Raw genomic sequence first — 23,369 nt, forward strand, 5'->3', positions numbered from 1 at the left:
AGACCCTAGCTCGATGCGGGCGAGCGTCGGGTGTGGCCATGCACACACCTTGAAACGCCCCTGTTGTGGAGTTCCTCCTTGGCCGAGGCACGTGCCGTACGCAAGGATCTGCGCCATGGACCTCCTGAACACGCTGGTGGAGAAGGGCTTGCGGCGCGAGCTGCCGACCCGCGAAGAAGCGCTCGCCGTGCTGGCGACCTCCGACGACGATGTGCTCGATGTGGTGGCCGCTGCCGGCAAGGTGCGCCGGCAGTGGTTCGGACGGCGGGTGAAGCTCAACTATCTCGTCAACCTGAAGTCCGGCCTGTGTCCGGAGGACTGCTCGTACTGCTCCCAGCGGCTCGGGTCGAAGGCGGAGATCCTCAAGTACACGTGGCTGAAGCCCGAGGAGGCGTCGGAGGCGGCGGCCGCGGGTGTGGCCGGCGGTGCCAAGCGGGTCTGCCTGGTGGCGAGCGGGCGCGGCCCGACGGACCGGGACGTGGACCGCGTCTCGAAGACCATCGAGGCGATCAAGGGCCAGAACGAGGACGTCGAGGTGTGCGCCTGCCTCGGCCTGCTCTCCGACGGTCAGGCCGAGCGTCTGCGCGACGCGGGGGCCGACGCGTACAACCACAACCTGAACACGTCCGAGGGGACGTACGGGGACATCACCACCACCCACACCTACGCGGACCGCGTGGACACGGTCAACAAGGCACACGCCGCCGGACTGTCCGCGTGCTCCGGGCTGATCGCCGGCATGGGCGAGAGCGACGAGGACCTGGTCGACGTCGTCTTCGCGCTGCGCGAGCTCGACCCGGACTCCGTCCCGGTGAACTTCCTGATTCCCTTCGAGGGCACCCCGCTCGCCAAGGAGTGGCACCTCACCCCGCAGCGGTGTCTGCGCATCCTCGCGATGACGCGGTTCGTCTGCCCGGACGTGGAGGTCCGGCTGGCCGGCGGGCGCGAGGTGCATCTGCGCTCGATGCAGCCTCTCGCGCTGCACCTGGCCAACTCGATCTTCCTGGGCGACTACCTCACCAGTGAGGGCCAGGCCGGCAAGGCGGACCTGGAGATGATCGCCGACGCCGGTTTCGAGGTGGAGGGCACCGACACCACGACCCTGCCCGAGCACCGCGGGACGGCCGGCGGCGGCTGCGGTTCGGTGTGCGGCGAAGGCGGCGAAGGCGGTTGCGCGGACGACACGGCGGCCCAGGCCACTGCGGCACCGGCGGTTCCGGCAGCCGCCCGTACCGATCTCGTCGCGGTGCGCCGCCGGGGCGCCGGCACCGATGTGGCGCCGAATGCCTGAGTTCGCCCCCGACGAACTGCGTGCCCTTGACCGGGCACATGTCTGGCACCCGTACGGCCCGATGCCGGGCCGTACGGACCCCCTCGTCGTCGAGTCGGCCGCCGGGGTGCGCCTGCGGCTCGCCGAGGAGGTCCACGGACAGCGCGAGCTGATCGACGGCATGTCGTCGTGGTGGTCCGCGGTGCACGGCTACAACCACCCGGTGCTCAACGCGGCGGTGACCGAGCAGCTGGGGCGGATGAGCCATGTGATGTTCGGCGGACTCACCCACGAGCCGGCCGTCCGGCTGGCCACCCGGCTGGTGGACATCACGCCGGAGCCGCTGCGGCACGTCTTCCTGTGCGACTCGGGCTCGGTGTCCGTCGAAGTCGCGGTGAAGATGTGCCTGCAGTACTGGCGCTCGGTGGGCCGCCCCTCCAAGCAGCGACTGCTGACCTGGCGCGGGGGCTACCACGGCGACACCTGGCAGCCGATGGCGGTGTGCGACCCGGACGGCGGGATGCACCAGCTGTGGCAGGGCGTCCTGCCCCGGCAGATCTTCGCGGAGGCGCCACCGGCCGACTACGAGGAGTCGTACGCGGCCCATCTGCGTGAGCTGATCGCCCGGCACGCGGACGAGCTCGCGGCGGTGATCGTGGAGCCCGTGGTGCAGGGGGCGGGCGGCATGCGCTTCCACTCCCCCGAGTACCTGCGGGTGCTGCGCGAGGCGTGCGACGAGCACGGGGTGCTGCTGGTCCTCGACGAGATCGCGACCGGCTTCGGCCGGACGGGGAAGCTGTTCGCGTCCGGGCACGCCGGGATCGCGCCCGACGTGATGTGCCTGGGCAAGGCCCTGACCGGCGGCTATCTGTCGATGGCGGCGACGCTGTGCACACCGCGGGTGGCGGAGGGGATCTCGCGCGGCGAGGTCCCGGTGCTGGCCCACGGTCCGACGTTCATGGGGAACCCGCTCGCCTCGGCCGTCGCCTGCGCGTCGATCGACCTGCTGCTCGGGCACGACTGGCAGCAGGAGGTCGAGCGTGTCGGGAGGGGACTGCGCGAAGGCCTCGCGGAGGCGGTGGAGCTGCCCGGCGTGAAGGACGTCCGGGTCCTCGGCGGCATCGGCGTCGTCCAGCTCGACCACGAGGTCGACATGGCCGCGGCGACGGAGGCGGCGGTCCGCGAGGGCGTCTGGCTCCGCCCGTTCCGCGACCTGATCTACACGATGCCGCCGTACGTGACGAACGACGAGGACCTGGCCCGGGTGGGCCGCGCGGTCCTCGCGGCCGTCGCGGCGGGGTGACGCGCGGGACGCGCCGCGGGCGCGGCAGGTTGCCGCCGCGCCCGCGGGCGCGGCGGCAGAGTCCCCGGTGAGCAGGGCCGGCGGCGGGTGGAGCCGCGTGGAGCGGGGACCGGGGCGGACGTCCCCGGTGGAGCGAACGAAGGGCGGGCAAGCACATGGCAGTGATCGTCGTCACCGGGACGGGTACCGAGATCGGCAAGACCGTCGTCACCGCGGCCGTCGCCGCGGCGGCTCTCGCGGCGGGCCGGTCCGTCGCGGTGCTGAAGCCCGCGCAGACGGGGGTCCTGCCGGGTGAGGACGGCGACGTCGACGTGGTGGCGCGGCTCGCCGGCGACGTCACACGGGCCGAACTCGCGCGCTTCCCCGACCCGTTGGCACCTGCCACCGCCGCCCGGCGGGCCGGACTGCCTCCGGTGCGGCCGAGGCAGGTGGCCGAGGCCGCGGCCGAACTGGCGGCCCGGCACGATCTGGTGCTGGTCGAAGGCGCGGGAGGCCTCCTCGTACGCCTCGACGACAGCGGTGCCACCCTCGCCGACGTGGCCGTCGAACTGGCCGCGCCGGTGCTCGTCGTCGCCCCGGCCGCCCTCGGCACGCTGAACATGACCGCGCTCACCGCGGAGGCCCTGCGCGCAAGGGACTTGACGCAGCTGGGCGTCGTGGTCGGGAGCTGGCCGGGCGAGCCGGATCTCGCCGCGCGCTGCAATCTGGCGGATCTGCCGGAGGCGGCGGGTGCGCCACTGCTGGGGGTCGTGCCCGAGGGGGCCGGCGCGCTCACGCCCGTCGAGTTCAGGGGGCGCGCCACCGCGTGGCTGGCGCCGGGCCTCGGCGGCCGGTGGGATGCGGAGGCGTTCACCGCGGCCGTAGGCTGACGGCCATGCGCGCCAGGATCGACGAGATCGTCTTCGACTGCCACGACCCGGCCCGGCTGGTGCGTTTCTGGGCCCAGCTTCTCGGCGGCGACCCGGTGGACCGCTCCGACGACTGGTCGTACGTCGATCCACCCCTGTTCGTACGCATCGCCTTCCAGCGCGTACCGGAGGGGAAGACGGTCAAGAACCGGATCCATCTGGATCTGGACGCGGGTGACGTCGACGCGGCGGCACGGGAAGCGGTACGGCTGGGGGCCGAGCGGGTCGGTGCGACGGTCACCGACGACCACGGCCGTTTCCAGGTGCTGCGCGATCCCGAGGGCAACGAGTTCTGCTTCGTGGTGCCGGTCGGCGGCTGATTCCCGCCGTCCGGGGGAGAATGGCGGTGTCCGGCCCGTCCTTCACAGGGAGGCACCGATGGCCTCGATGGATCAGCGCGGCTCGAAGGTCCGCGGGGATGCCGTCCACCACCCTCTCTTCGCCCGTTTCTACGCGAAGATGAGCGTGAGCGCGGACGTGAAGGGTGGCATCGCCGCCTACCGGGCCGAGCTGCTGGACGGACTGTCCGGCCGGGTGATCGAGATCGGCGCGGGCAACGGTCTGAACTTCGCGCACTACCCGGCCGCTGTCCGTGAGGTCGTCGCGCTCGAACCGGAGCGCTCGCTGCGGAAGTTGGCGGCCGACGCGGCGCTGCGCGCCGAGGTCCCGGTGGACGTGGTCCCGGGTGTCGCCGAGGCGCTGCCGGTCAAGAGCGAGGGGTTCGACGCGGCGGTCGCGTCGCTGGTGCTGTGCACCGTGAGGGACCTGCCGCGAGCGCTCTCGGAGATCATGAGAGTACTGCGCCCGGGTGGCGAGCTGCGGTTCTTCGAGCACGGCAGGGCGGACGGCCGTGCTCTCGCCGGTGCCCAGCGGGCGCTGGACCGTACGGTGTGGCCGCTGCTGTTCGGGGGCTGCCACACGGCGCGGGACACCGTGGGCGCGATCGAGGCCGCGGGTTTCGAGCTCGGCCCCTGCCGCCGGTTCCGGGTACCGGCCGGCGGACCGCAGCTGCCCACGTCGCCGTGTGTCCTGGGGGTCGCCCGCCGTCCGCGGGAAACCGCCTGAGTCACGCGCTCCAGTTGCGCAGTTCCTCCGCGATGCGTCCGATGTCCGCCTTGCCGTCCTTGACCAGCCTGGCCAGGTCCCGTACCTGTTCGGGCGAGGTGACGACCTTCAGGCCGCAGGCGACGAGATAGCCGTACGCGACGGCCGAGGCGAACATGGCGTTCGAACGTTCGAGTGCCGGCACATGGAGCAGCAGCTGCAGCAGCGCGGCGGCCCGGGAGGCCGGGTCCGCGTAGACGGGAACACCGAATATCTCCGCCTCGTGGCGGCTGACGGCGGCGACGAGCGCGCCCCAGTCGGTGACCTGCGGGTCGCCGGGGGTCTTGTGCTCGGCGACCATGAGCAGCCAGGCGAGGTCGATCCGCAGGCTCAACGCTTGTCGCCGAACTCCTCGGCGAAGACCGACTCGTACTGCTTCATGAAGTCGGCCGCCGCGTCGACGAATGTACGTCCTGCCTCGCCCGCGTCCTGTTTGACGAGCTCCTCGATGTAGCGGTTCACGCTCACGCCGCGTTGCAGCGCCCGCTGCCGGGCGGTCTCCGCGGTGGTCTCGTCCACGCGTACGTTCAACTGGGTCTTCGCCACACTTCGAAGCTAGCGCAGAATTGCTAGCGTCGGCAAGGGGGGGCACGGCGGGCGCCCGTCGCCTGGTGAGGCGGCACCGCCCGGCCGACGCGGCCGCACTGCCCGGCACCGGTTCGCGACATGACCCACCGTCTCGCACGGCGGAAGTCGATGGCGAAGCCCGCGGCCCGCGTGCTTGGCTCGTGGTCATGACAGAGCGAGTGCCCGGCGAACTGCCCGACCTGAAGATCCGCCATGCCGCACCGGACGACGCCGAGGCCGTTCTCGCCTTCTGGAAGGAGGCGGCGGAGGGCATCAGCATCACGGACGACGTGGAAGGCGTCACACGGCTCGTCACGCACGACCCGCACGCGCTCATCCTCGCCGAGTCGGACGGCGTGCTGGTGGGTTCCGTCATCGCCGGTTACGACGGCTGGCGCTGCTCCCTGTACCGGCTGGCCGTGCTGCCCTCCCTCCGCCGGCGCGGTATCTCGGCGGCGCTGCTCGAAGCGGCGGAGAAGCGGTTCGTCGCCGTGGGCGGCCGACGCGGGGACGCGATGGTGCTCGAGGCCAACGAGCGGGCGCACCGGGCCTGGGCGTCCGCCGGGTATCTGCGCGAGGACCACTGGCGGCGCTGGGTCAAGCCCTTGGCATGAGACCCGTGCCCAGGTGCCCGGGCACGGGCCGCTTTGCCCGTCCTTTACCATGGATGCACTGTCCACTTCTGTATCGAAAGGTGTGAGCGTCCGCCCATGGGCGAGCCTCCCGATAGCCGACATCGCGCAATCCTCCTCCCCCTGTCCGATCATGGGACGGAGGTGAACCGATGACCGAAGTGCTTCTGCTCGTCGTGGCGGTGCTGCTCTCAGTCGCCTGCGGAGCCTTCGTAGCGGCGGAGTTCTCCCTGACGACGGTCGAGCGCAGTGATCTCGAGCGGGCCGCGGAGCGCGGCGAACGCGGCGCGGCCGGTGCGCTCAAGGCCGCGCGCAGCCTCACGTTCCAGCTCTCCGGAGCGCAGCTCGGCATCACCGTGACCAACCTGGTCGTCGGCATGCTCTCCGAGCCCTCGATCGCCAAACTGATTCGCGGGCCCGTCGAGGACCTCGGCGTCTCGCCCTCCGTGGCGTCGTCCGCGGCGCTGGTCATCGGCACCGCGATGTCGACCGTGGTGCTGATGGTCGTCGGCGAACTGGTTCCCAAGAACTGGGCCATCTCCTCCCCGCTGGCCGTCGCCAAGGTGGTCGCCACTCCGCAGCGGATCTTCACGGCGGCCTTCCGGCCGCTGATCGCCCACCTCAACAACACGGCGAACCGCATGGTCGTGCGCCTGGGCATGGAGCCCACGGAGGAGCTGGCCTCGGCACGCAGCCCCAAGGAGCTCGTCGCGCTCGCCCGCCACTCGGCGAAGGAGGGAGCGCTCGAGGCCGACACCGCCGAACTGTTCGTCCGGACCCTCGGCCTCGGCGAGCTCACCGCGGAGAACGTGATGACTCCGCGAGTGCAGGTCACGGCCCTCGAGGTGCACGCCACGGCAGAGGACGTCGCCAACGCGACCCGGGCCACCGGCCTGTCCCGCTTCCCGGTCTACCGGGGCAGCCTGGACACCGTCGTCGGTGTGGCCCACATCAAGGACGTACTGGCCGTACCCGCGGAACGCCGGCCGCGTCTGCGCGTCTCGGAGCTGCTGCGTGAACCGGTGCTCGTGCCCGAGTCGCTGACCGTGGACCGGCTGCTCGACCGGCTGCAGGGCAGGTCCACCATGGCGGTCGTCATCGACGAGTACGGCGGCACCGCCGGTGTCGTCACGATGGAGGACATCGTCGAGGAGGTCGTCGGCGAGGTCCGCGACGAGCACGACCCGCACGAGACGCCCGATCTGGCGCCCGCCGGTGAGGACGCCGACGGCCGGGCCCTGTGGTCCGCCGACGGTGCCGCCCGCACCGACCAGCTGGCAGCCATCGGGCTCAAGGTGCCCGACGGGCCCTACGAGACGCTGGCCGGGGTCGTCGCCACCGAGCTCGGGCGCATCCCGGCCGAGGGCGACCGGATCGACGTCACCGGCTGGCAGCTCGACGTCGTCGACGCCTCCGGACGACGGGCGGCGAGGGTGCTGCTGCACGCGCCGCTCGTGACCGCAGAAGAGTCCGACGAGATCGAGGAGGCAGGACGATGATCGCGATCCAGCTCTTCATCGGCTTCCTGACCCTGGTCCTCAACGCCTTCTTCGTCGGCGCGGAGTTCGCACTGATCTCGGTGCGGCGCAGTCAGGTCGAGCCGGAGGCCCAGGCGGGGAACCGCCGGGCGCGCAGCGTCATGTGGGGCCTCAAGCACGTCTCGGCGCTGATGGCCGCCGCCCAGCTGGGCATCACCCTGTGCACGCTGGTCCTCGGCATCGTCGCGGAGCCGGCCATCGCGCATCTGCTCGAGCCGGCCTTCGACGCGGTGGGCGTGCCGCACGGCCTGGTCCACCCGATCTCGTTCGTCATCGCCCTGTCCGTAGCGACGTATCTGCACATGCTGCTGGGCGAGATGGTGCCGAAGAACATCGCGCTCGCCGAGCCGCTGCGCAGCGCGCTGTGGCTCGGGCCGCCGCTGGTGGCACTGGCTCGGGCCCTGCGGCCGGTGATCTTCATGATCAACGCGTTCGCCAACGGTCTGCTCAAGCTCCTGCGGGTGGAGACCAGGGACGAGGTCTCCGCGACCTTCTCCGACGACGAGCTGGCGACCTTGGTGCAGGACTCCGGCGAGGCCGGACTCCTCGACGACCGCTCCGCGGAACGGCTGCGGGACGCGCTGGAGCTCGGGCGCAGGCCCGTGCGGGACGTGGTGATGCCCATCGAGAGGGTGGTGTACGCCCAGGCCGGCACCACTCCGGAACAGTTGGAGAGGCTCTCGGCGGAATCGGGATTCTCCCGTTTCCCTGTGGTGGACGCCGGCCGGCGCATCCTCGGCTACCTGCACGTCAAGGACGCGCTGGACGCCGCGCCCCGCGACACGGCGTTCCCCGTGTCGGCGATGCGTCCGATCGCGCGGGTGCGGGCGACGACTCCGCTGGACGACGTGCTGACGGCCATGCGCCGCAGCCGTACGCATCTGGCCGCCGTCCTCGACGAGGACGGCAGGCCGGAGGGTCTGGTCACGATGGAGGACATCCTGCGGGAGCTCGTGGGGAAGCCGGGCTGAGACCGGCGGGGCGGGTGTCCACCCGCCCCGCCGTGCCCCGCGTGCCGTGCCGCGCCCCGCGTGCCCCGTCAGAACGCGGTCACGCGCACCCACGCGTCGAGCAACTCGCGGCGGCCCGTGACGGTGAAGCGGTCCTCGTCCGCGCCCCGCCGCCCGTAGAGGAGCAGGAGCAGGTCCGCGGTGTCCGCGGTGACGGTGACGGACGGCGCGGCCGTCACCGTCTTCGTCCACGAGAAGCCGGCCCCGCCGCAGGTGACCGTCCACGCGGCGCCCGTGTCCGCGGCGACGAACGCGACCGAGCCGTCCTCGAGGGCCTGGACCGGCTCGACGATCCACGAGTAGAACGGCATGTTCTCGAGGAACTCCTCGATCCCGTCGGCCGCCGTGCCCGGCGCGATCCGGGGCGCGTGCCCGAGGGCCAGCTCCGCGTCCGCGAGGTGGATCACCCCTTCGAAGAGCAGCCTGCGGGGGTAGAACGCCACCCGCTGGTCCGCCCCGTAGGACCACATCGGCAGATCCGGGTCGGTCTTGCGCACGGTGCGCAGCGCGGCTTCGGCGCTGCGCACCATCCAGTCCGGGTACGCCGCCGGCTCGTCCGGCAGGTCGAGGCCGACCTCGCGGGCCCAGACGCGTTCCGTGGCCCGTGTCCGCACCACGTGTTCCGCCCACCGGTGGGTCGTTCCGTGGTGCTTCACCAGGTCGGCGACGGTCCAGCCGGGGCAGGTCGGTACGGGGGTGGCCAAGTCCGCGTCCCGTACCACCGCGACGAACTCCGCCACCAGGTGCTCGATGGCGTCGCAGTACCGTTCGTGCTGGTCGTCGTCCAGTCCGAAGCCGTCCGGCACCCGGAGCAGGTCGTCGCGCAGGCCGCCGTCGCCTGTCCGGGCGGCCGCCCGGCGGACGAGTTCCGCGAGCTCGCCGCGGTCGGAGGGCGGCAGTCTGTCCAGCAGGAAACCGGTGGACTCCAGCCACTTCACCGCGGTGTCCGGGTCGAGCACGTCGTCGTCGCAGGTGTCGATCAGGGTCACCACTTCGGCCAGCGCTTCGGCCAGCGCGTTGAGCAGTGCGTCACTCACGAAAGCTCCCCTCCGGGTACGGAACCGAGGGACACTACCGCGCGGTACCATCGCTGCGCCATGGAGATGAATGCCAACTACACCAGCTTTGTCGCGGTCGGTGACTCGTTCACGGAGGGCATGTCCGATCTGCTGCCCGACGGTTCCTACCGCGGCTGGGCGGACGTCCTCGCAGGCCGGCTGGCGGCGCGCGGTCCCGACTTCCGGTACGCGAACCTCGCGGTGCGTGGAAAGCTGATCGGCCAGATCGTCTCCGAGCAGGTGGACGTCGCCGCCTCGATGGGGGCCGATCTGGTCACCCTCGTGGGCGGGCTGAACGACACCCTGCGGCCCAAGTGCGACATGCCGCGGGTGCGCGATCTCCTGGAGGAGGCGGTGGAGAAGCTCGCGCCGTCGTGCCGGCAGCTCGTGCTGATGCGCAGCCCCGGTCGCCAGGGGCCGGTGATGGAACGATTCCGCCCGCGTATGGAGGAGCTCTTCGCCCACGTCGACGCGCTGGCGTCCCGGCACGGCGCGCTGGTCGTCGATCTGTACGGCTCCCCCGCACTGGGCGACCAGCGGATGTGGGACGTCGACCGGCTCCACCTGACGGCCGAGGGCCACCGCAGGGTGGCGGAGGCGGTCTGGCAGACGCTCGGCCTGGACGCGGAGGACGACTGGCAGGCACCGCTGCCGCCCGCCCTGCGGACCAGCTGGGCGACACGGCGGGTGGCCGACGCGCAGTTCGCCCGCCGTCACCTGGGACCGTGGATCGGCCGACGGCTCACCGGACGGTCCTCCGGGGACGGCCGGCCCGCGAAACGGCCGGATCTGCTGCCGTACGAGCCCTACGAGCCCCCGCCGACCGGCGTCTGATCCCCTCGTAGCAAGCTACAACCACGGGCGGAGCGCTGAGCTGCGCAAACCCACAGTAGAATCTCCTCACGTGACTGCTGTGTCTGCGAAGCCTCGCATCCCCAACGTTCTTGCCGGCCGCTACGCCTCCGCGGAGCTGGCCGTGCTCTGGTCCCCCGAGCAGAAGGTCAGGCTGGAGCGTCAGCTCTGGCTCGCCGTGCTGCGTGCGCAGAAGGACCTCGGGATCGATGTGCCGGACGCGGCGCTCGCCGACTACGAGCGGGTGCTCGACCAGGTCGACCTCGCGTCGATCGCCGAGCGGGAGAAGGTGACCCGCCACGACGTGAAGGCACGGATCGAGGAGTTCAACGCCCTCGCCGGCCACGAGCACGTGCACAAGGGCATGACCTCCCGCGACCTCACGGAGAACGTGGAGCAGCTGCAGATCCGGCTGTCGCTGGAGCTGATGCGTGACCGTACGGTCGCGGTGCTGGCGCGGCTCGGCAAGCTGTCGGGCGAGTACGCGGAGCTGGTCATGGCCGGCCGCTCGCACAACGTCGCCGCGCAGGCCACCACCCTCGGCAAGCGGTTCGCGACCGCCGCGGACGAGCTGCTCGTCGCCTACGGGCGCCTCGAGGACCTCCTCGGCCGCTACCCGCTGCGCGGCATCAAGGGCCCGGTCGGCACCGCGCAGGACATGCTCGACCTGCTGGGCGGTGACGCGTCGAAGCTGGCGGACCTGGAGCAGCGCATCGCGGGCCACCTGGGCTTCGCCAACGCGTTCACCTCGGTCGGTCAGGTCTATCCCCGTTCGCTGGACTACGACGTGGTCTCCGCCCTGGTGCAGCTCGCCGCGGCCCCCTCGTCGGTGGCCAAGACCGTACGTCTGATGGCCGGACACGAGCTGGTCACCGAGGGCTTCAAGCCGGGCCAGGTCGGTTCGTCCGCGATGCCGCACAAGATGAACACCCGCTCCTGCGAGCGCGTCAACGGCCTGATGGTCATCCTGCGCGGGTACGCCTCGATGACGGGCGAGCTCGCCGGTGACCAGTGGAACGAGGGCGACGTGTCCTGCTCCGTGGTGCGCCGCGTGGCCCTGCCGGACGCGTTCTTCGCGCTCGACGGTCTGCTGGAGACGTTCCTTACGGTGCTCGACGAGTTCGGCGCATTCCCCGCGGTCGTCGCCCGCGAGCTGGACCGCTACCTCCCGTTCCTCGCCACCACCAAGGTCCTGATGGGCGCGGTCCGCGCCGGTGTGGGCCGTGAGGTCGCGCACGAGGCCATCAAGGAGAACGCGGTCGCCTCCGCGCTGGCCATGCGTGAGCAGGGCGCGGAGCGCAACGAGCTGCTGGACAAGCTGGCCGCCGACGAGCGGATCCCGCTGGACCGCGCTCAGCTCGACGAACTGATGGCGGACAAGCTGTCCTTCACGGGTGCCGCGGGCGACCAGGTGACTTCGGTGGTCTCCCGTGTCGAGGAGATCGCCAAGCAGCACCCGGCGGCCGCCGCCTACACCCCGGGCGCGATCCTCTGACCCGCCCCACTCCGGCCGCCGGCGACCACGTCGTCCACGACGTGGTCGCCGGCGGCCTTTCCGCGCTGTTCCGGGCATCCACCCGGGCCTGACTTCCGGGGCCCCGGCCATCACCAACGTGGTGGCACGGACGACGGCACGGACGACGGCACGGACCGACGAGCTCGGCGACCAGGGTTCCCCGAGGACGGACGGCTGCCGGCGTCCGCGGTGGAGCGGCTGGAGCCCGGTGGCCGGCCGTTGTCGGTGTGACCGCCTGCCGCACCGCGTTCGGCGAGCGCTGCGCCCGGACCGGCCCGCGGCAACGGACGTTCGGCACCGCCCGGCTGTGATGCTGCCCGACCCGCCCGACCCGCCCGGGCCGGACGCGCGTCGGACGCGCGTCGGGCGGCGCGGACGACGGCCCAGGAGCGGGGCAGAGCGGCGGCCCCCGCCCCTGGGCGGACCGCCCTGATGTCTCCGGGACCGTGGGAGGAGTCGCTCAGCGCCGGCGCCGGGGCGCGACGGTCCCGGTGAGGAACTCCTCCCAGGTGCGCCTGCCGACCGCGTGGTCGGGCGCGGTCAGCGCCCCGGAACGGAAGCCCGCGCCCGCCTTCCCCGGAAGGAGCACCGGCAGGACCGGCCGACGCCTGCCCGTAGCCCGGAGCCAGCTTTTCGCCAGCTCGTCCACCGTGTGGACCGTCGGACCCGCCATGTCGGGCACCCGGCCGGCCGGTGCGTCCAGTGCCAGCTCCACGAGACGGTCCGCGACTTCGGCCGGGTCGACCGGCTGACAGGCGGTACGGGCCGGCACGACGACCACGGGAAGCCTGGACACAGCGGTGAAGGCCCAGTCGAGCAGCCCGTGGAACTGCGTGGCGCGCAGATTGGTCCAGCCGAGGCCGGAGGCCGCGAGCAGCCGCTCCCCCTCGAGCTTGATCCGGTAGTAGGGGTACGGGATCCGGTCGATGCCGACGATGGAGATGTTGACGACGTGCTCGACCCCGGCACGCTTCGCGGCCTCCAGCAGATGACGGAAGGCCGGGATGTCGTTCTTGACGTGCCGGACGTCGGTCGCGCAGTGAATGACCGTGCGGACCCCGGCGAACGCCTCGTCCAGCCCTGTGCCGCGCGCCAGGTCACCGGTGAACCAGTTCACCCCCGCGTCGTCCGGCGGCACGGAACCGCGGGTGAGGGCGCGCACCGGCGATTCGGTGCGGCGTGCCCGCTCCAGGACCTCACGGCCGAGTACACCGGTCGCGCCGGTCACCATGATCCCGTCGTTGTTCATGAGTCAGCCTTTCTCTTTCGCTGTCACTCATGAAGAACCGGCGACTCTGCCGTTCTGTGACGGCTCCCGCAACTGTTCGGTCAGAAAGGCGAGCTTGTCCGGGTTTCGAATGATCCGGATGCCGGTGACCCCTGCCTCGCCGAACTCCAGCGCGCCCACCGAGGTCACCCGGCCGCCCTCCCTGCCGAGCAGCACCGCGCCGCCGTTCGCCTCGGCGATATCCATCTGCACGCCGTCGGACCAGCGGGCGAGCACACCGGACAGGAACCGGAGCACCTTCTCCCGGCCCACGACGGGGCGCCTGGCCGCGACCACCTTGCCGCCGCCGTCCGACCAGGCGACCACGTCGTCGGCGAGCAGGGATTCCAGCCGCTCCATGGCGCCCTGAGCCGCCGCGTCCAGAAACCGGGCGAGCAGGTCGTTGCCGGCCGCCGCGGGCGGCACGAACTTCCGCCGACCGTCCGCCAGGCGCAGCTTCGCCCTGCTGTACAGCTGCCGGGCGTTGGCCTCGGAGCAGTCGATCACACCCGCGATGTCCCGGTGGCTGTAGCCGAACGCGTCACGCAGCACCACCGCCGCTCGCTCCGGCGGTGTCAGACGCTCCATCAGCACCAGCACGGCCAGGGAGACCGCCTCTCGCTGCTCCGCCGTCTCCATCGGCCCCAGCGAACCGTCGTCGGTCCGCACCGGTTCCGGCAGCCACGGCCCCACGTAGTCCACGCGCCGCGCCTGCGCCGAGGTCAGCCGGTTCAGGCACAGATTCGTGAGCACCTTCGCCAGCCAAGGCCCCGGCGCGGTCACCTGCCCGGCCGCGGTCCCGTGCCACCGCAGGTATGCGTCCTGCACGGCGTCCTCCGCCTCCGCAGCCGAACCGAGCATCCGGTACGCCAACGAGAACAGCCGGGGGCGGTGCTCTTCGAACTGCTGCGCCTTGTCCATGGGAGCGAACGCTAGAAGATCAGCCGCTGGGCGGGGACAGCGGCTCGACGGGCAGGGTCGTGACCAGTACAGCTAGGGCGGGTCGACCTCGGTCACGACAGCGATCAGACGGAATTCGTCCTCGCCCTCCGACCGTGAGACACCGACGGCTATCCAGTGGCCCTCGGCACGCCAGATCCGCAGGTCCTCGACGCAGTGGCTCAACTCGTCCCACGGCTGGGGGATCTCCTCCCCGCAGACGCTCCCGATGAACACCGACCACAGGGCGAACCACTGGCCCTCACCCCATCGTCTGCTCAACGCGACCACCAGCGCCTCGCACTCCGCCTCGTACGCCTCGCGGTGCGCCTCGCGCGCGCTGCCGGCCGCGCGATCGGTCGCCGCCACCCCGTCCGCCGGCGTGGGCAGCCTGGCCAGGTGGTACCCGGGCCCGCTGTCGCCCAGCCGCGACCGCTCGCGCTGCGCCGGGAACGCCCGGTCGCGCAGACGGTCGATCGCAGCGAGGTGCCGTGCCGTGGTCATGTCCTCATTGAACCCGTTCGCACTGACAGTTGGCACACCGTCACCCGTCCCGCGGCTCCGCAGCACCGGGCCCGTGACCCGACGCGGCCCGGAGAGAGTACGATCCGGCCAGACAGGGGCACGAGCCGGGAGGACACACGTGGGGCGGCTGACCGGCGGGGATCCCTCGCTGCTGCGGCGGATCAACTCCGCAGTGGTACTCCATTCCCTGCGCGGCACCGATTCCTCCACGCTGACTGACCTGACCCGGATCACGGGTCTGTCGCGGCCCACGGTCGAGGGTGTCGTCGAGGGCCTGATCGAGGCGGGCCTCGTCGTCGAGAGCGTGCCGGAGGAGGGCGAGGCGCGCCGTCAGGGGCGCCCCGCGCGGCGGTTCAGGTTCCGCGCGGAGGCCGGGCACCTGCTGGGCATCGAGATCGGGGCCCACCGGGTGGCCGCGCTGCTGTCCGGGCTCGACGGGCGGATCATCGGGGCGGGATCGCGGGATGTGTCGGAGACGGCGGGCGCCGACGACCGGCTGGAGCGGGTGCGGGCGGTCGTCGCCGATCTGCTGCGGCGGACGGGAGTGGCCAGGAGCAGTCTGCGCGCCGTGGGCGTCGGCTCACCGGGGATCGTGGAGGCCGACGGGACCGTACGGCTGTCGACGGCGCTGCCCGGCTGGACGGGGCTGCCGCTGGGCGAGCGGCTGCGCAGGTCGTTCCGGTGCCCGGTGCTGGTGGAGAACGACGCGAACGCCGCCGCGGTCGCCGAGCACTGGAAGGGTTCGGCGACGGACTCGGACGACATCGTGTTCGTACTGGCGGGTCTGAGCCCGGGCGCGGGTTCGCTCATCGGCGGGCGGCTGCACCGCGGTTACGGCGGGGCGGCGGGCGAGATCGGTGCGCTGCACCTGCTGGGCCGTGACGAGACGCCGGAGAAGCTGCTGTCGACCACCGGCGAACCGCTGCATCCACTGGACGAGCAGGCGGTGGCCGATGTCTTCGCCCTCGCCAAGAGCGGTGACGAAGGGGCGCTCGCGGCGGTCGACCGTTTCAACAAGCGCCTGGTGCACGATGTGGCGGCGCTGGTGCTGGCACTCGATCCGGAGCTGGTGGTGATCGGCGGCTGGGCGGCCGGGCTGGACGGCGTACTGCCCCCGCTGCGCGACGAGTTGTCCCGCTACTGCCTCCGTCCGCCTCGGGTGGCGCTGTCCTTGCTGGGTGAGGCGGCCGTGGCGACGGGTGCGCTGCGGCTGGCCCTGGATCACGTGGAGGAGCAGCTCTTCGCCGTCGAGGGAACGGTGACGGCCCGCCGTTGAGTGATACGGCGGGCCGGGCCGGTCGCTTCGTTCCGTCGGTCGCGTCCTTCGGTCGCGTCCTTCGGTTCACAGGGTCGCGGCGGGCGGTTGCGTCAGGCGGTTGCGCCGGGACGCTTCAGGACGCGTGGCGCTCCTGGCCGTGGTGGCTTATCTCGACGTCGCCACCGAAGGTGAGGCGGCAGGTGTCGGCGCGGTACGTCGCGACGGAGACGGCCGCGGTGCGGCCCCCGGAGAAGTACCGGGTGGTGACGACGAGGACGGGAGCGCCGGGCAGGCGGTCCAGTTCCTTCGCGTCGACTGCGCCCGCGGAGCCCAGCTCGACGGTCCGGTCCTGACCCTCGAGGTCGAGACGCTGCAGCTCGCGCAGGACGCTGCGAGCGAGCGCGGGACCGGACGGTGCCTCGATGGCGGGGAGGTCGGGCACGGAGACGGACGGCACATGGAGCAGTTCGGCGGCGACGGGCTGGCCGTGGCTCATCCGCAGCCGGCGCACCGTGTGCACCGTTTCGTCGCTCTCGGTGTCCAGAAGCGCGGCCACCGGTGCCGTCGGTACGGCCACCGTGCACTCTGCCGCCTGCCAGGCGTCGTGCCCCGTGCCGGGCCAGTCCTGGCGTGAGGAGGCCACGTCGACACCCACACGCGGCGGCGCGACCGTCGTGCCGACGCCTCGGCGGCGCTGGAGACGGCCTTCGAGTTCGAGCTGTTCGAGCGCCTGCCTGAGGGTGGCGCGGGCGACGCCGAACCGGGCGGCGAGGTCGCGTTCGTTCGGCAGGATCTCGCCGACGGTGAAGTCGGTGTCGAGCGCCTCGGCAAGCACGGTCTTGAGGTGCCAGTACTTGGGCTCCGGCACTGATTCCAACTGCGTGGTCCCCACCCTGATCCTCCGCAATCGCCGTGTCAGCGGCGGCTGTTCCGCGCCCTTGTTTATTAAAGGTTCCTGCACTATCCCCTGTGACGATAAGACGGGCCTCCCCCTTGGTCAAGACCAATCCCGCGGCAGTCACGCTGTGGAGCGGCACGGATGCGCAGCGCGTACGCGCGACCTTCGTACTCAACCCCGTTCGCACAGCACAAGACCCCGCGGCCGAAAACGGCTGCGGGGTCCTGACGTGCGGCGCGTAAGGACTCAGTCGGCGCCGAGCGGAGCGAGCGCGGCGAGCTTGTCGGGGTTCCTGACGATGTAGACGCATTGGATGCGCCCGTCCAGCACCTCGATCTGCACGACGCTGTCCGGCCTGCCCGCCGAGAGCACCAGCAGCGCGGGGGCTCCGTTGATCTCGACGAAGCGGAAGTCCGCGTCCGGAATCGACTGCCGCGCGACCGCGAAGAAGAAGCGGCCGACCTTGTCCGCGCTCTCGATGACGCGCAGGGGCGCCTTGGACTTGCCGCCGCTGTCCCCGACCAGCCGGACGTCCGGGGCGAGCAGGGAGAGCAGCCCCTCGAAGTCGCCGCCCGCGGCAGCGGACATGAACCGTTCGGTCAGGGCGCGGCACTCCGCCGGGTCCACGTCGTAGCGGTGCCTGCGTTCCTCCACGTGCCTGCGCGCCCGCCCGGCAAGTTGACGCACGGCCGGCTCCGACTTCTCGAGCGTGGCGGCGATCTCCGCGTACGGGAAACCGAATGCCTCCCGGAGCACGAACACAGCGCGTTCCAGCGGCGAGAGCGACTCGAGGACGACCATGACGGCGAACGACACTGAGTCGGCGAGCACGGCCTGTTCGGCGGTGTCGGGTGTCTGGCCGAAGTGGGTGGCGACGGGCTCGGGCAGCCAGGGGCCCACATAGGACTCACGACGGGACCGGACGTGCCGCAGCCGGTCGATGGCCAGCCGTGTCGTGATCCGTACGAGGTAGCCGCGCGGCTCGTGCACGCCGTCGCGTTCCTCTGCCGACCAGCGCAGCCACGCCTCCTGGACCACGTCCTCGGCGTCGGCGATCCGCCCGAGCATGCGGTAGGCGACGCCGGTCAGGACGGGACGGTGTTCTTCGAAGACGTCGGTCACGGTGTCTGTTGCCACTCCCCAATCCCAGCCGACGGCGCGTCCGCTGTCCAGCCGGTTCGGGTGCGGCGCGCGGCACATCGCGGCGGTGGCGCGACACAGAAGGGGCCCGGCCTATTGAACTGTGAGCTACTGGGCGGTAATCATTACTGACAGTCTGTCTACTCGGTGCAGTCCAGGGAGCGTGCAGCATGGCCGCAGAGATCTCGTTCGCCGTCGAGACCCCGCGGGGCAGCCGCACACTGTCCGTCACGTACGAGCGCAGGGGCTCCGGCGATCCGCTGCTGCTGCTCCACGGCATCGGCCATCACTGGCAGGCCTGGGAGCCCGTGATGGACATCCTCGCCGCCAACCGCGACGTCGTCGCCGTCGACCTGCCGGGATTCGGCGTCTCCCCCGCACTGCCGGACGGTGTCCCCTACGACCTGCGAACCGTGTGCACCGCGCTCGACTCCTTCTGCGAGGCACTCGGCATCGACCGCCCCCACGTCGCCGGCAACTCCCTCGGAGGGCTGCTCGCCCTGGAGTTGGGACGGGAGAAGCGGGTCCGCTCGGTGACGGCCCTCTCCCCGGCCGGCTTCTGGTCGGAGGCCGAGCGGCGCTACGCCTTCACCACCCTGCGCACGATGCGGGTGGGGGCCCGGTCCATGCCGCTGCCCCTGATCGAGCGGCTGTCCCGCTCGACGGCTGGGCGTACGGCGCTGTTGAGCACCATCTACGCACGGCCGGGCCGCCGTTCACCGGAGGCCGCCGCGGCCGAGACCCTCGCCCTGCGCGGCGCCACCGGCTTCCACGAGACGCTCGCGGCCGGGGGAAGCACCCTGTTCACGGACGACGTGCGCGACGTCCCCGTCACGATCGCCTGGGGCTCCCGGGACTGGCTGCTGCCGCGCCGCCAGGGTGTGCGCGCCAAGCACGTCATACCGCTGGCCCGCCTCGTCCGCCTTCCGGGCTGCGGCCACGTCCCGATGAGCGACGACCCCGCCCTCGTCGCCCGCGTCCTGCTCGACGGCAGCCGCTGACCGCGACCGGTGGCCCCGCCTCCCACCGCACCCGGTCCGTACCGCGGGTGGACGCGTGGTGACGCATGCCGTGGGCGCGGCGACGACGAGGCTTGTGCGGGCACAGCCGCCGTCGCCGCCGCCTCCGGTTCACCCGGGGTTCGCCCGGCGGTCTCGGCCTGCCGCTAGGCATGGCTCGGCACACCGGCCAGAACCGCCTGGAGGCGCAGAAATGTCACGGACCGCACCGAGTTCCTCCCCTGCCCGCCGTTCCCTCCTGCGCGGCACGGTCGCCGCCTCCGCCGCGCTCGCGCTGCCCGCCGCCGGCGTCGCGGCGGCACCCGCGTTCGCCCTGTCCGGGCGGCCGCGCGCCGCGTGGGGCGTGCAGACAGGCGATGTCACCTCCTCGTCCGGGCTGGTGTGGGTGCGTTCCGACCGGCCCGCCCGGATGATCGTGGAGACGTCCGCGACCGGCTCGTTCCGTGGCGCCCGCCGCCTCGATGGACCGCTGCTCGGGCCGGGCACCGACTTCACCGGGACGACGGCGCTTCGGGGGCTGCCCCCCGGTGAACAGGTCCACTACCGGGTCACGCTCGCGGACCCCGACGACGACAGGCGTACCGGCGAGCCGGTGTACGGAACGTTCCGCACCGCACCCGCGAACCGCCGCCGGGGGGTGCGCTTCCTGTGGTCGGGCGACATCGCGGGACAGGGCTGGGGCATCAATACGGACATCGGCGGCTACCGGGCGTACGAGGAGATGCGCGCCCTGGACCCGGACTTCTTCCTGTGCAGCGGCGACACCGTGTACGCGGACGGCCCACTGGTGCCGAGCGTGACGCTGCCGGACGGGCGGGTGTGGCGGAACCTCATGACGGAGGAGAAGTCGAAGGTCGCGGAGACCCTCGACGAGTACCGGGGCAACTTCCGCTACAACCTGCTCGACGACAACGTCCGCCGGTTCAACGCGCAGGTGCCGACGATCGTGCAGTGGGACGACCACGAGGTGCGCAACAACTGGTATCCCGGTCAGATCCTCGACGACGCCCGGTACTCCGAGAAGGACGTGGACGTCCTCGCGCGGCGCTCGATGCGGGCGTTCTCCGAGTACTTCCCCGTCGGCACGCTCTCCGCGCGCCCCGGCGGCGAGGGCCGCGTCCACCGGGTGGTGCACCACGGTCCGCTGCTGGACGTGTTCGTCCTCGACATGCGGTCGTACCGCAACGCGAACTCCCCGAACCGGCAGGCGGACGACGACCAGGGCATCCTCGGTGCCGAGCAGCTCGCGTGGCTCAAGCGTGAGCTGATCCGGTCGCGGGCGGTGTGGAAGGTGATCGCCTCCGACATGCCGATCGGGCTGGTGGTGCCGGACGGTTCGGCGAACTTCGAGGCCGTGGCGCAGGGCGACCCCGGGGCGCCGCTCGGGCGTGAGCTGCAGATCGCCGATCTGCTGCGGCACATCAAGCACCGCGGGATCACCGGCACCGTGTGGCTCACCGCCGATGTGCACTACACCTCGGCCCAGCACTACGCGCCCGAGCGCGCGGCGTTCAAGGACTTCGCGCCGTTCTGGGAGTTCGTGTCGGGCCCGCTGGCGGCCGGCGGCTTCCCGGCGAACGCGCTGGACGGCACTTTCGGGCCCGACCGGGTCTTCGTGAAGGCGCCGCAGCGGGCGAACGTGTCACCGATGGAGTCCTCTCAGTACTTCGGGGAGGTCGACATCGACGGCGGCAGCGGCGAGTTGACGGTCCGGCTTCGCGCGGAAGGTGGAACGGTTCTGTTCAGCAGGACGCTTCAGCCGGGTCGCGTGGGCCAGTGAGGGAAACGGTCTTGGCCACAACCGGCGCCGGGACCGTCGCCCGGCGGGGCCGTCTGTCAGCCTTGCGCCATGGATGCGAACACTCCGCGCCAGAAACGGTCAGAACCATCCGATAGCGTTCCAGATCGGCGCTTAACCCATCAGTCACAAAGCGTTCGTGATCACGCAACACCGGTCGGTCACAGTGAAGCCATGACAGATGTGACTTCCGCGAAGAGCTCCCGCCGCCCGCACCACTGGCGGCGGGATCTCGTCGAACTGGCCGCCATGTTCACCGCCGTCGCGGTCGCCGACACCATCGCCAAGCTGATCGGGCACACGCCCGACGGGCCGTTCCTGCTCGTGGCCTCCGCGGTGACGCTGGCCGCGACGGCGGCCTTCCACACATGGTGGGCACGGCGCCACAGTCATTCCCCTCCGCCGAAGAAGCCGAAGAAGCCGAAGGGGCCGAGGAACCCGGCCGAGCCCGCGGGCGACACCCGCGGCACCGAACACGACGAGCCCCGCGAGACCGTCCTGTGGCGCATGCGCACCACCGTCGAGGACACCCCCGGCAGCCTCGCGGCCCTCTGCAACACCCTGGCCGGGCTCGACGTCGACATTCTCACCCTGCAGACGCACCCGCTGGCCGCGGGCACGGTCGACGAGTTCCTGCTTCGCGCGCCCGCCTCGCTGCAGGCCCAGCAGCTGGCCCATGAGGTCGCCGCGGCCGGCGGCAGCGGCACCTGGACCGAGCGGGCCGACGCCCACGACCTCGTCGACACCCCGACCCGGGTTCTGGGACTCGCCACCCGTACCGCCCTGGACGCGGCCGAACTGCCGCTGGCGCTGCGGCAACTGCTCGGCCGGTGCACCATCCGCTCCCGTCCCGCCGTGTCACCGACGGGACGTCCCACCGGCGACATGCCCCCGGTCGAAGGGGTGCTGGAGGAGACCGTGATGCGGCTGCGCGACCCCAACGGCGGCGCGATCACCGTCGAGCGCGCGTATCTGCCGTTCACGCCGACCGAGTTCGCCCGCGCCCGGGCCCTCGTCGAACTGGACGCCCGCCTCGGCCCCCGTGTCCCGCGCAGCCAGGACGTCCTCACCCTGCCCGAGGGGAACGAGCTCACCGTGCGCCGCGCCGACCAGGAGGACGTCGACGCGGCGCTCGCCATGCACGCACGGTGCTCCGACCGGACGCTCTCACTGCGCTACCACGGCCCGGTCCAGGACGCGGACCGCTATCTCAACCATCTGCTGAGCCCGCGCTTCGGCCGCACCCTGGCGGTGGAGACGGCCTCCGGACGGCTGGTCGCCCTCGGCCATCTCCTGTGGGACGGCGAGGAGACCGAGGTGGCGCTGCTGGTCGAGGACGCCTGGCAGCGCCGCGGCATCGGCTCGATGATGCTGGAGCGGCTGGCGGGCATGGCGGCCGAGGCCGGCTGCGACAGCGTCTATGCCGTCACCCAGGCGTCGAACACCGCCATGGTGGCCGCCATGCGGGGCCTCGGCCTGCCGCTGGACTACCAGATCGAGGAGGGGACCCTGGTGGTCACAGCCCGACTGGACGCGGCTCCCGTCCCTCCGCCTGCCCGTCACGAGCGTGCGGAGCGGACCGGGCGGTCCGGTCGGACCGAGCACTGAGTGCCTCGGTCAGATCGCGCCACAGATCCTCGACGTCCTCGAGCCCGACGGACATCCTCAGCAGCCGGTCGCTGACCCCGGCCGAGCGGCGGTCGTCGGCGTCGACGATGCGATGGCTGATGGAGGCCGGGTGCTGGATCAGGGTGTCGACGCTGCCGAGGCTGACCGCCGGCGTGATCAGCCGTACACCGGCGATCACGTCGTGCGGGTTGCCGTACACCTCGAAGGAGACCATCGCCCCGCCGATGCTCGGGTAGTGGACCCGGGCGACGCGCGGGTCGGTGGTGAGCCTGCGGGCGAGGTCGGCGGCGGTGACGGACGCGGCCCGCACCCGTACCGGCAGCGTGGACAGCCCGCGCAGCAGCAGGTATCCGGCCATCGGGTGGAGGACGCCGCCGGTCGCGAAGCGCACCTGGCGCAGCTTCCGGGCGAACTCCTCGTCGCAGGCTACTATGCCGCCCATGACGTCGCCGTGGCCGCCGAGGTACTTGGTCGCGCTGTGCAGGACGAGGCGGGCGCCCTCCTCGGCGGGCCGCTGGAGCACCGGGGTGGCGAAAGTGTTGTCGACCAGCAGCGGCACCGAGCCGCAGGCGTGGCGCACGGCCCTCAGGTCGACCTCGGCAAGCGTCGGATTGGCCGGCGTCTCCACCATCACCAGGCCGGTGTCGGGCCGCAGCGCCTCTCCGATCCCGGCGGGGTCGGTCCAGGTGACCTCCGTGCCGAGCAGCCCGGCGTTCAGCAGATGGTCGCTGCAGCCGTACAACGGCCGGACGGCCACGACGTGGCGCAGACCCATGCTCGCCCGTACCAGCAATACGGCGGTCAGGGCCGCCATGCCGCTGGCGAAGGCGACGGCGCTCTCGGTGCCCTCGAGCTTGGCGAGCGCCGTCTCGAAGCGGGCGGTGGTGGGGTTGTCCAGCCGCGCGTAGACGGGCGGCCCGTCCGGCTGGGCTCCGGTGGTGGCGAACGCGTCGATGCGTGCGGCCTCACCGGCCGCGTCGTGCGACGGGTAGGTGGTCGAAAGGTCGAGCGGCGGGGCGTGCACACCGAGCTCTACGAGATCCTCGCGTCCGGCGTGCACGGCGTCGGTGGCCAGGGCCCGGGTCACGGGCGCGGGCGAAGCTGCGTTCTCCATGGCCGCACTGTGAACAGTTACGGG

23 protein-coding genes are annotated in these 23,369 nt (G+C 71.9%); 14 read left to right on the plus strand and 9 right to left on the minus strand.

Translation table 11 applies throughout. The features are described 5' to 3' along the window. Nucleotides 1-115 precede the first annotated feature (115 nt). From bioB to ACFYV1_RS30010, 5 genes are all read left to right on the plus strand, one after another. A complete protein-coding gene (gene bioB, locus ACFYV1_RS29990) occupies nt 116-1,291 on the plus strand; it encodes a biotin synthase BioB (RefSeq protein WP_389398748.1) in 1,176 nt (391 codons plus the stop codon). Further along, nucleotides 1,284-2,573: an adenosylmethionine--8-amino-7-oxononanoate transaminase gene (locus tag ACFYV1_RS29995; RefSeq protein WP_389398749.1), complete on the plus strand. Its 1,290-nt coding sequence runs from the start codon at nt 1,284-1,286 to the stop codon at nt 2,571-2,573. The genes bioB and ACFYV1_RS29995 overlap by 8 nt, the downstream gene beginning before the upstream one ends. 155 nt (nt 2,574-2,728) lie before the next feature. After that, nucleotides 2,729-3,442, plus strand: coding sequence for a dethiobiotin synthase (gene bioD / locus ACFYV1_RS30000; protein ID WP_389398750.1), 714 nt, complete (start codon nt 2,729-2,731; stop codon nt 3,440-3,442). A 5-nt stretch (nt 3,443-3,447) separates the two neighbouring features. Beyond that, nucleotides 3,448-3,801, plus strand: a complete 354-nt coding sequence (locus ACFYV1_RS30005; protein ID WP_389398751.1) for a VOC family protein — start codon at nt 3,448-3,450, stop codon at nt 3,799-3,801. 67 nt (nt 3,802-3,868) lie between these two features. Beyond that, a complete protein-coding gene (locus ACFYV1_RS30010) occupies nt 3,869-4,546 on the plus strand; it encodes a class I SAM-dependent methyltransferase (RefSeq protein ID WP_389398832.1) in 678 nt (225 codons plus the stop codon). A 1-nt stretch (nt 4,547) separates the two neighbouring features. On the opposite strand, the gene ACFYV1_RS30015 is transcribed toward ACFYV1_RS30010, so the two are convergent. Together ACFYV1_RS30015 and ACFYV1_RS30020 are read right to left on the minus strand one after the other, a co-directional pair. Further along, nucleotides 4,548-4,919: a fic family toxin-antitoxin system, toxin component gene (locus ACFYV1_RS30015; RefSeq protein ID WP_389398752.1), complete on the minus strand. Its 372-nt coding sequence runs from the start codon at nt 4,917-4,919 to the stop codon at nt 4,548-4,550. After that, on the minus strand, nt 4,916-5,131 hold the full coding sequence (locus ACFYV1_RS30020) for an antitoxin (RefSeq protein ID WP_389398753.1): 216 nt from the start codon (nt 5,129-5,131) through the stop codon (nt 4,916-4,918). Before ACFYV1_RS30020 ends, ACFYV1_RS30015 begins: the two co-directional genes overlap by 4 nt. A gap of 212 nt (nt 5,132-5,343) precedes the next feature. On the opposite strand from ACFYV1_RS30020, the gene ACFYV1_RS30025 reads away from it, so the two are divergent. The 3 genes from ACFYV1_RS30025 to ACFYV1_RS30035 all read left to right on the plus strand — a co-directional run bounded on the left by ACFYV1_RS30025 (nt 5,344) and on the right by ACFYV1_RS30035 (nt 8,293). Next, nucleotides 5,344-5,766, plus strand: a complete 423-nt coding sequence (locus tag ACFYV1_RS30025; protein WP_389398833.1) for a GNAT family N-acetyltransferase — start codon at nt 5,344-5,346, stop codon at nt 5,764-5,766. Nucleotides 5,767-5,936: 170 nt separating this feature from the next. Beyond that, a complete protein-coding gene (locus tag ACFYV1_RS30030; protein ID WP_389398754.1) occupies nt 5,937-7,283 on the plus strand; it encodes a hemolysin family protein in 1,347 nt (448 codons plus the stop codon). Further along, on the plus strand, nt 7,280-8,293 hold the full coding sequence (locus tag ACFYV1_RS30035) for a hemolysin family protein (protein ID WP_389398755.1): 1,014 nt from the start codon (nt 7,280-7,282) through the stop codon (nt 8,291-8,293). The genes ACFYV1_RS30030 and ACFYV1_RS30035 overlap by 4 nt, the downstream gene beginning before the upstream one ends. A gap of 68 nt (nt 8,294-8,361) precedes the next feature. Here the strand turns inward: ACFYV1_RS30035 and ACFYV1_RS30040 are convergent, their stop codons facing one another. Further along, entirely contained in the window at nt 8,362-9,369 is a 1,008-nt protein-coding gene (locus ACFYV1_RS30040; RefSeq protein ID WP_389398756.1) for a maleylpyruvate isomerase family mycothiol-dependent enzyme, read from the minus strand. Between the two features lie 60 nt (nt 9,370-9,429). Here ACFYV1_RS30040 and ACFYV1_RS30045 point away from each other — a divergent pair, with 60 nt between their 5' ends. Then, the gene (locus ACFYV1_RS30045; protein WP_389398757.1) at nt 9,430-10,224 is read left to right on the plus strand and encodes an SGNH/GDSL hydrolase family protein; all 795 of its coding nucleotides are present in this window, start codon (nt 9,430-9,432) and stop codon (nt 10,222-10,224) included. Nucleotides 10,225-10,294: 70 nt separating this feature from the next. Beyond that, nucleotides 10,295-11,737, plus strand: coding sequence for an adenylosuccinate lyase (gene purB / locus ACFYV1_RS30050; RefSeq protein ID WP_389398758.1), 1,443 nt, complete (start codon nt 10,295-10,297; stop codon nt 11,735-11,737). 481 nt (nt 11,738-12,218) lie between these two features. Here purB and ACFYV1_RS30055 read toward each other — a convergent pair whose 3' ends face one another. The 3 genes from ACFYV1_RS30055 to ACFYV1_RS30065 all read right to left on the minus strand — a co-directional run bounded on the left by ACFYV1_RS30055 (nt 12,219) and on the right by ACFYV1_RS30065 (nt 14,468). Next, nucleotides 12,219-13,007, minus strand: a complete 789-nt coding sequence (locus ACFYV1_RS30055) for an SDR family oxidoreductase (RefSeq protein WP_389398759.1) — start codon at nt 13,005-13,007, stop codon at nt 12,219-12,221. A gap of 27 nt (nt 13,008-13,034) precedes the next feature. Further along, on the minus strand, nt 13,035-13,946 hold the full coding sequence (locus ACFYV1_RS30060) for an RNA polymerase sigma-70 factor (protein WP_389398760.1): 912 nt from the start codon (nt 13,944-13,946) through the stop codon (nt 13,035-13,037). 72 nt (nt 13,947-14,018) lie between these two features. Continuing rightward, nucleotides 14,019-14,468, minus strand: coding sequence for a hypothetical protein (locus tag ACFYV1_RS30065; protein WP_389398761.1), 450 nt, complete (start codon nt 14,466-14,468; stop codon nt 14,019-14,021). 139 nt (nt 14,469-14,607) lie between these two features. Between ACFYV1_RS30065 and ACFYV1_RS30070 the strand changes: the two genes are divergently transcribed. After that, a complete protein-coding gene (locus ACFYV1_RS30070) occupies nt 14,608-15,765 on the plus strand; it encodes an ROK family transcriptional regulator (protein WP_389398762.1) in 1,158 nt (385 codons plus the stop codon). Between the two features lie 115 nt (nt 15,766-15,880). On the opposite strand, the gene ACFYV1_RS30075 is transcribed toward ACFYV1_RS30070, so the two are convergent. Next, nucleotides 15,881-16,639: a GntR family transcriptional regulator gene (locus ACFYV1_RS30075; protein WP_389398763.1), complete on the minus strand. Its 759-nt coding sequence runs from the start codon at nt 16,637-16,639 to the stop codon at nt 15,881-15,883. Between the two features lie 252 nt (nt 16,640-16,891). Next, complete coding sequence (locus tag ACFYV1_RS30080) at nt 16,892-17,782, minus strand: RNA polymerase sigma-70 factor (RefSeq protein ID WP_389398764.1); 891 nt, start codon at nt 17,780-17,782, stop codon at nt 16,892-16,894. A 173-nt stretch (nt 17,783-17,955) separates the two neighbouring features. On the opposite strand from ACFYV1_RS30080, the gene ACFYV1_RS30085 reads away from it, so the two are divergent. The 3 genes from ACFYV1_RS30085 (at nt 17,956) to ACFYV1_RS30095 (ending at nt 22,210) form a co-directional block, all read left to right on the plus strand. Next, nucleotides 17,956-18,786 carry an alpha/beta fold hydrolase gene (locus tag ACFYV1_RS30085; protein WP_389398765.1) on the plus strand — a complete coding sequence of 277 codons (831 nt, stop codon included), beginning with the start codon at nt 17,956-17,958 and terminating at the stop codon, nt 18,784-18,786. Nucleotides 18,787-18,997: 211 nt separating this feature from the next. Continuing rightward, complete coding sequence (locus tag ACFYV1_RS30090; protein ID WP_389398766.1) at nt 18,998-20,584, plus strand: alkaline phosphatase D family protein; 1,587 nt, start codon at nt 18,998-19,000, stop codon at nt 20,582-20,584. 192 nt (nt 20,585-20,776) lie between these two features. Continuing rightward, complete coding sequence (locus ACFYV1_RS30095; protein WP_389398767.1) at nt 20,777-22,210, plus strand: GNAT family N-acetyltransferase; 1,434 nt, start codon at nt 20,777-20,779, stop codon at nt 22,208-22,210. On the opposite strand, the gene ACFYV1_RS30100 is transcribed toward ACFYV1_RS30095, so the two are convergent. Next, a complete protein-coding gene (locus ACFYV1_RS30100; protein WP_389398768.1) occupies nt 22,119-23,345 on the minus strand; it encodes a trans-sulfuration enzyme family protein in 1,227 nt (408 codons plus the stop codon). The two genes, ACFYV1_RS30095 and ACFYV1_RS30100, sit on opposite strands and share 92 nt — an antisense overlap. Nucleotides 23,346-23,369 lie beyond the last annotated feature (24 nt).

It is taken from the genome of Streptomyces sp. NPDC003023 (assembly GCF_042888225.1).
GTDB lineage: Bacteria > Actinomycetota > Actinomycetes > Streptomycetales > Streptomycetaceae > Streptomyces.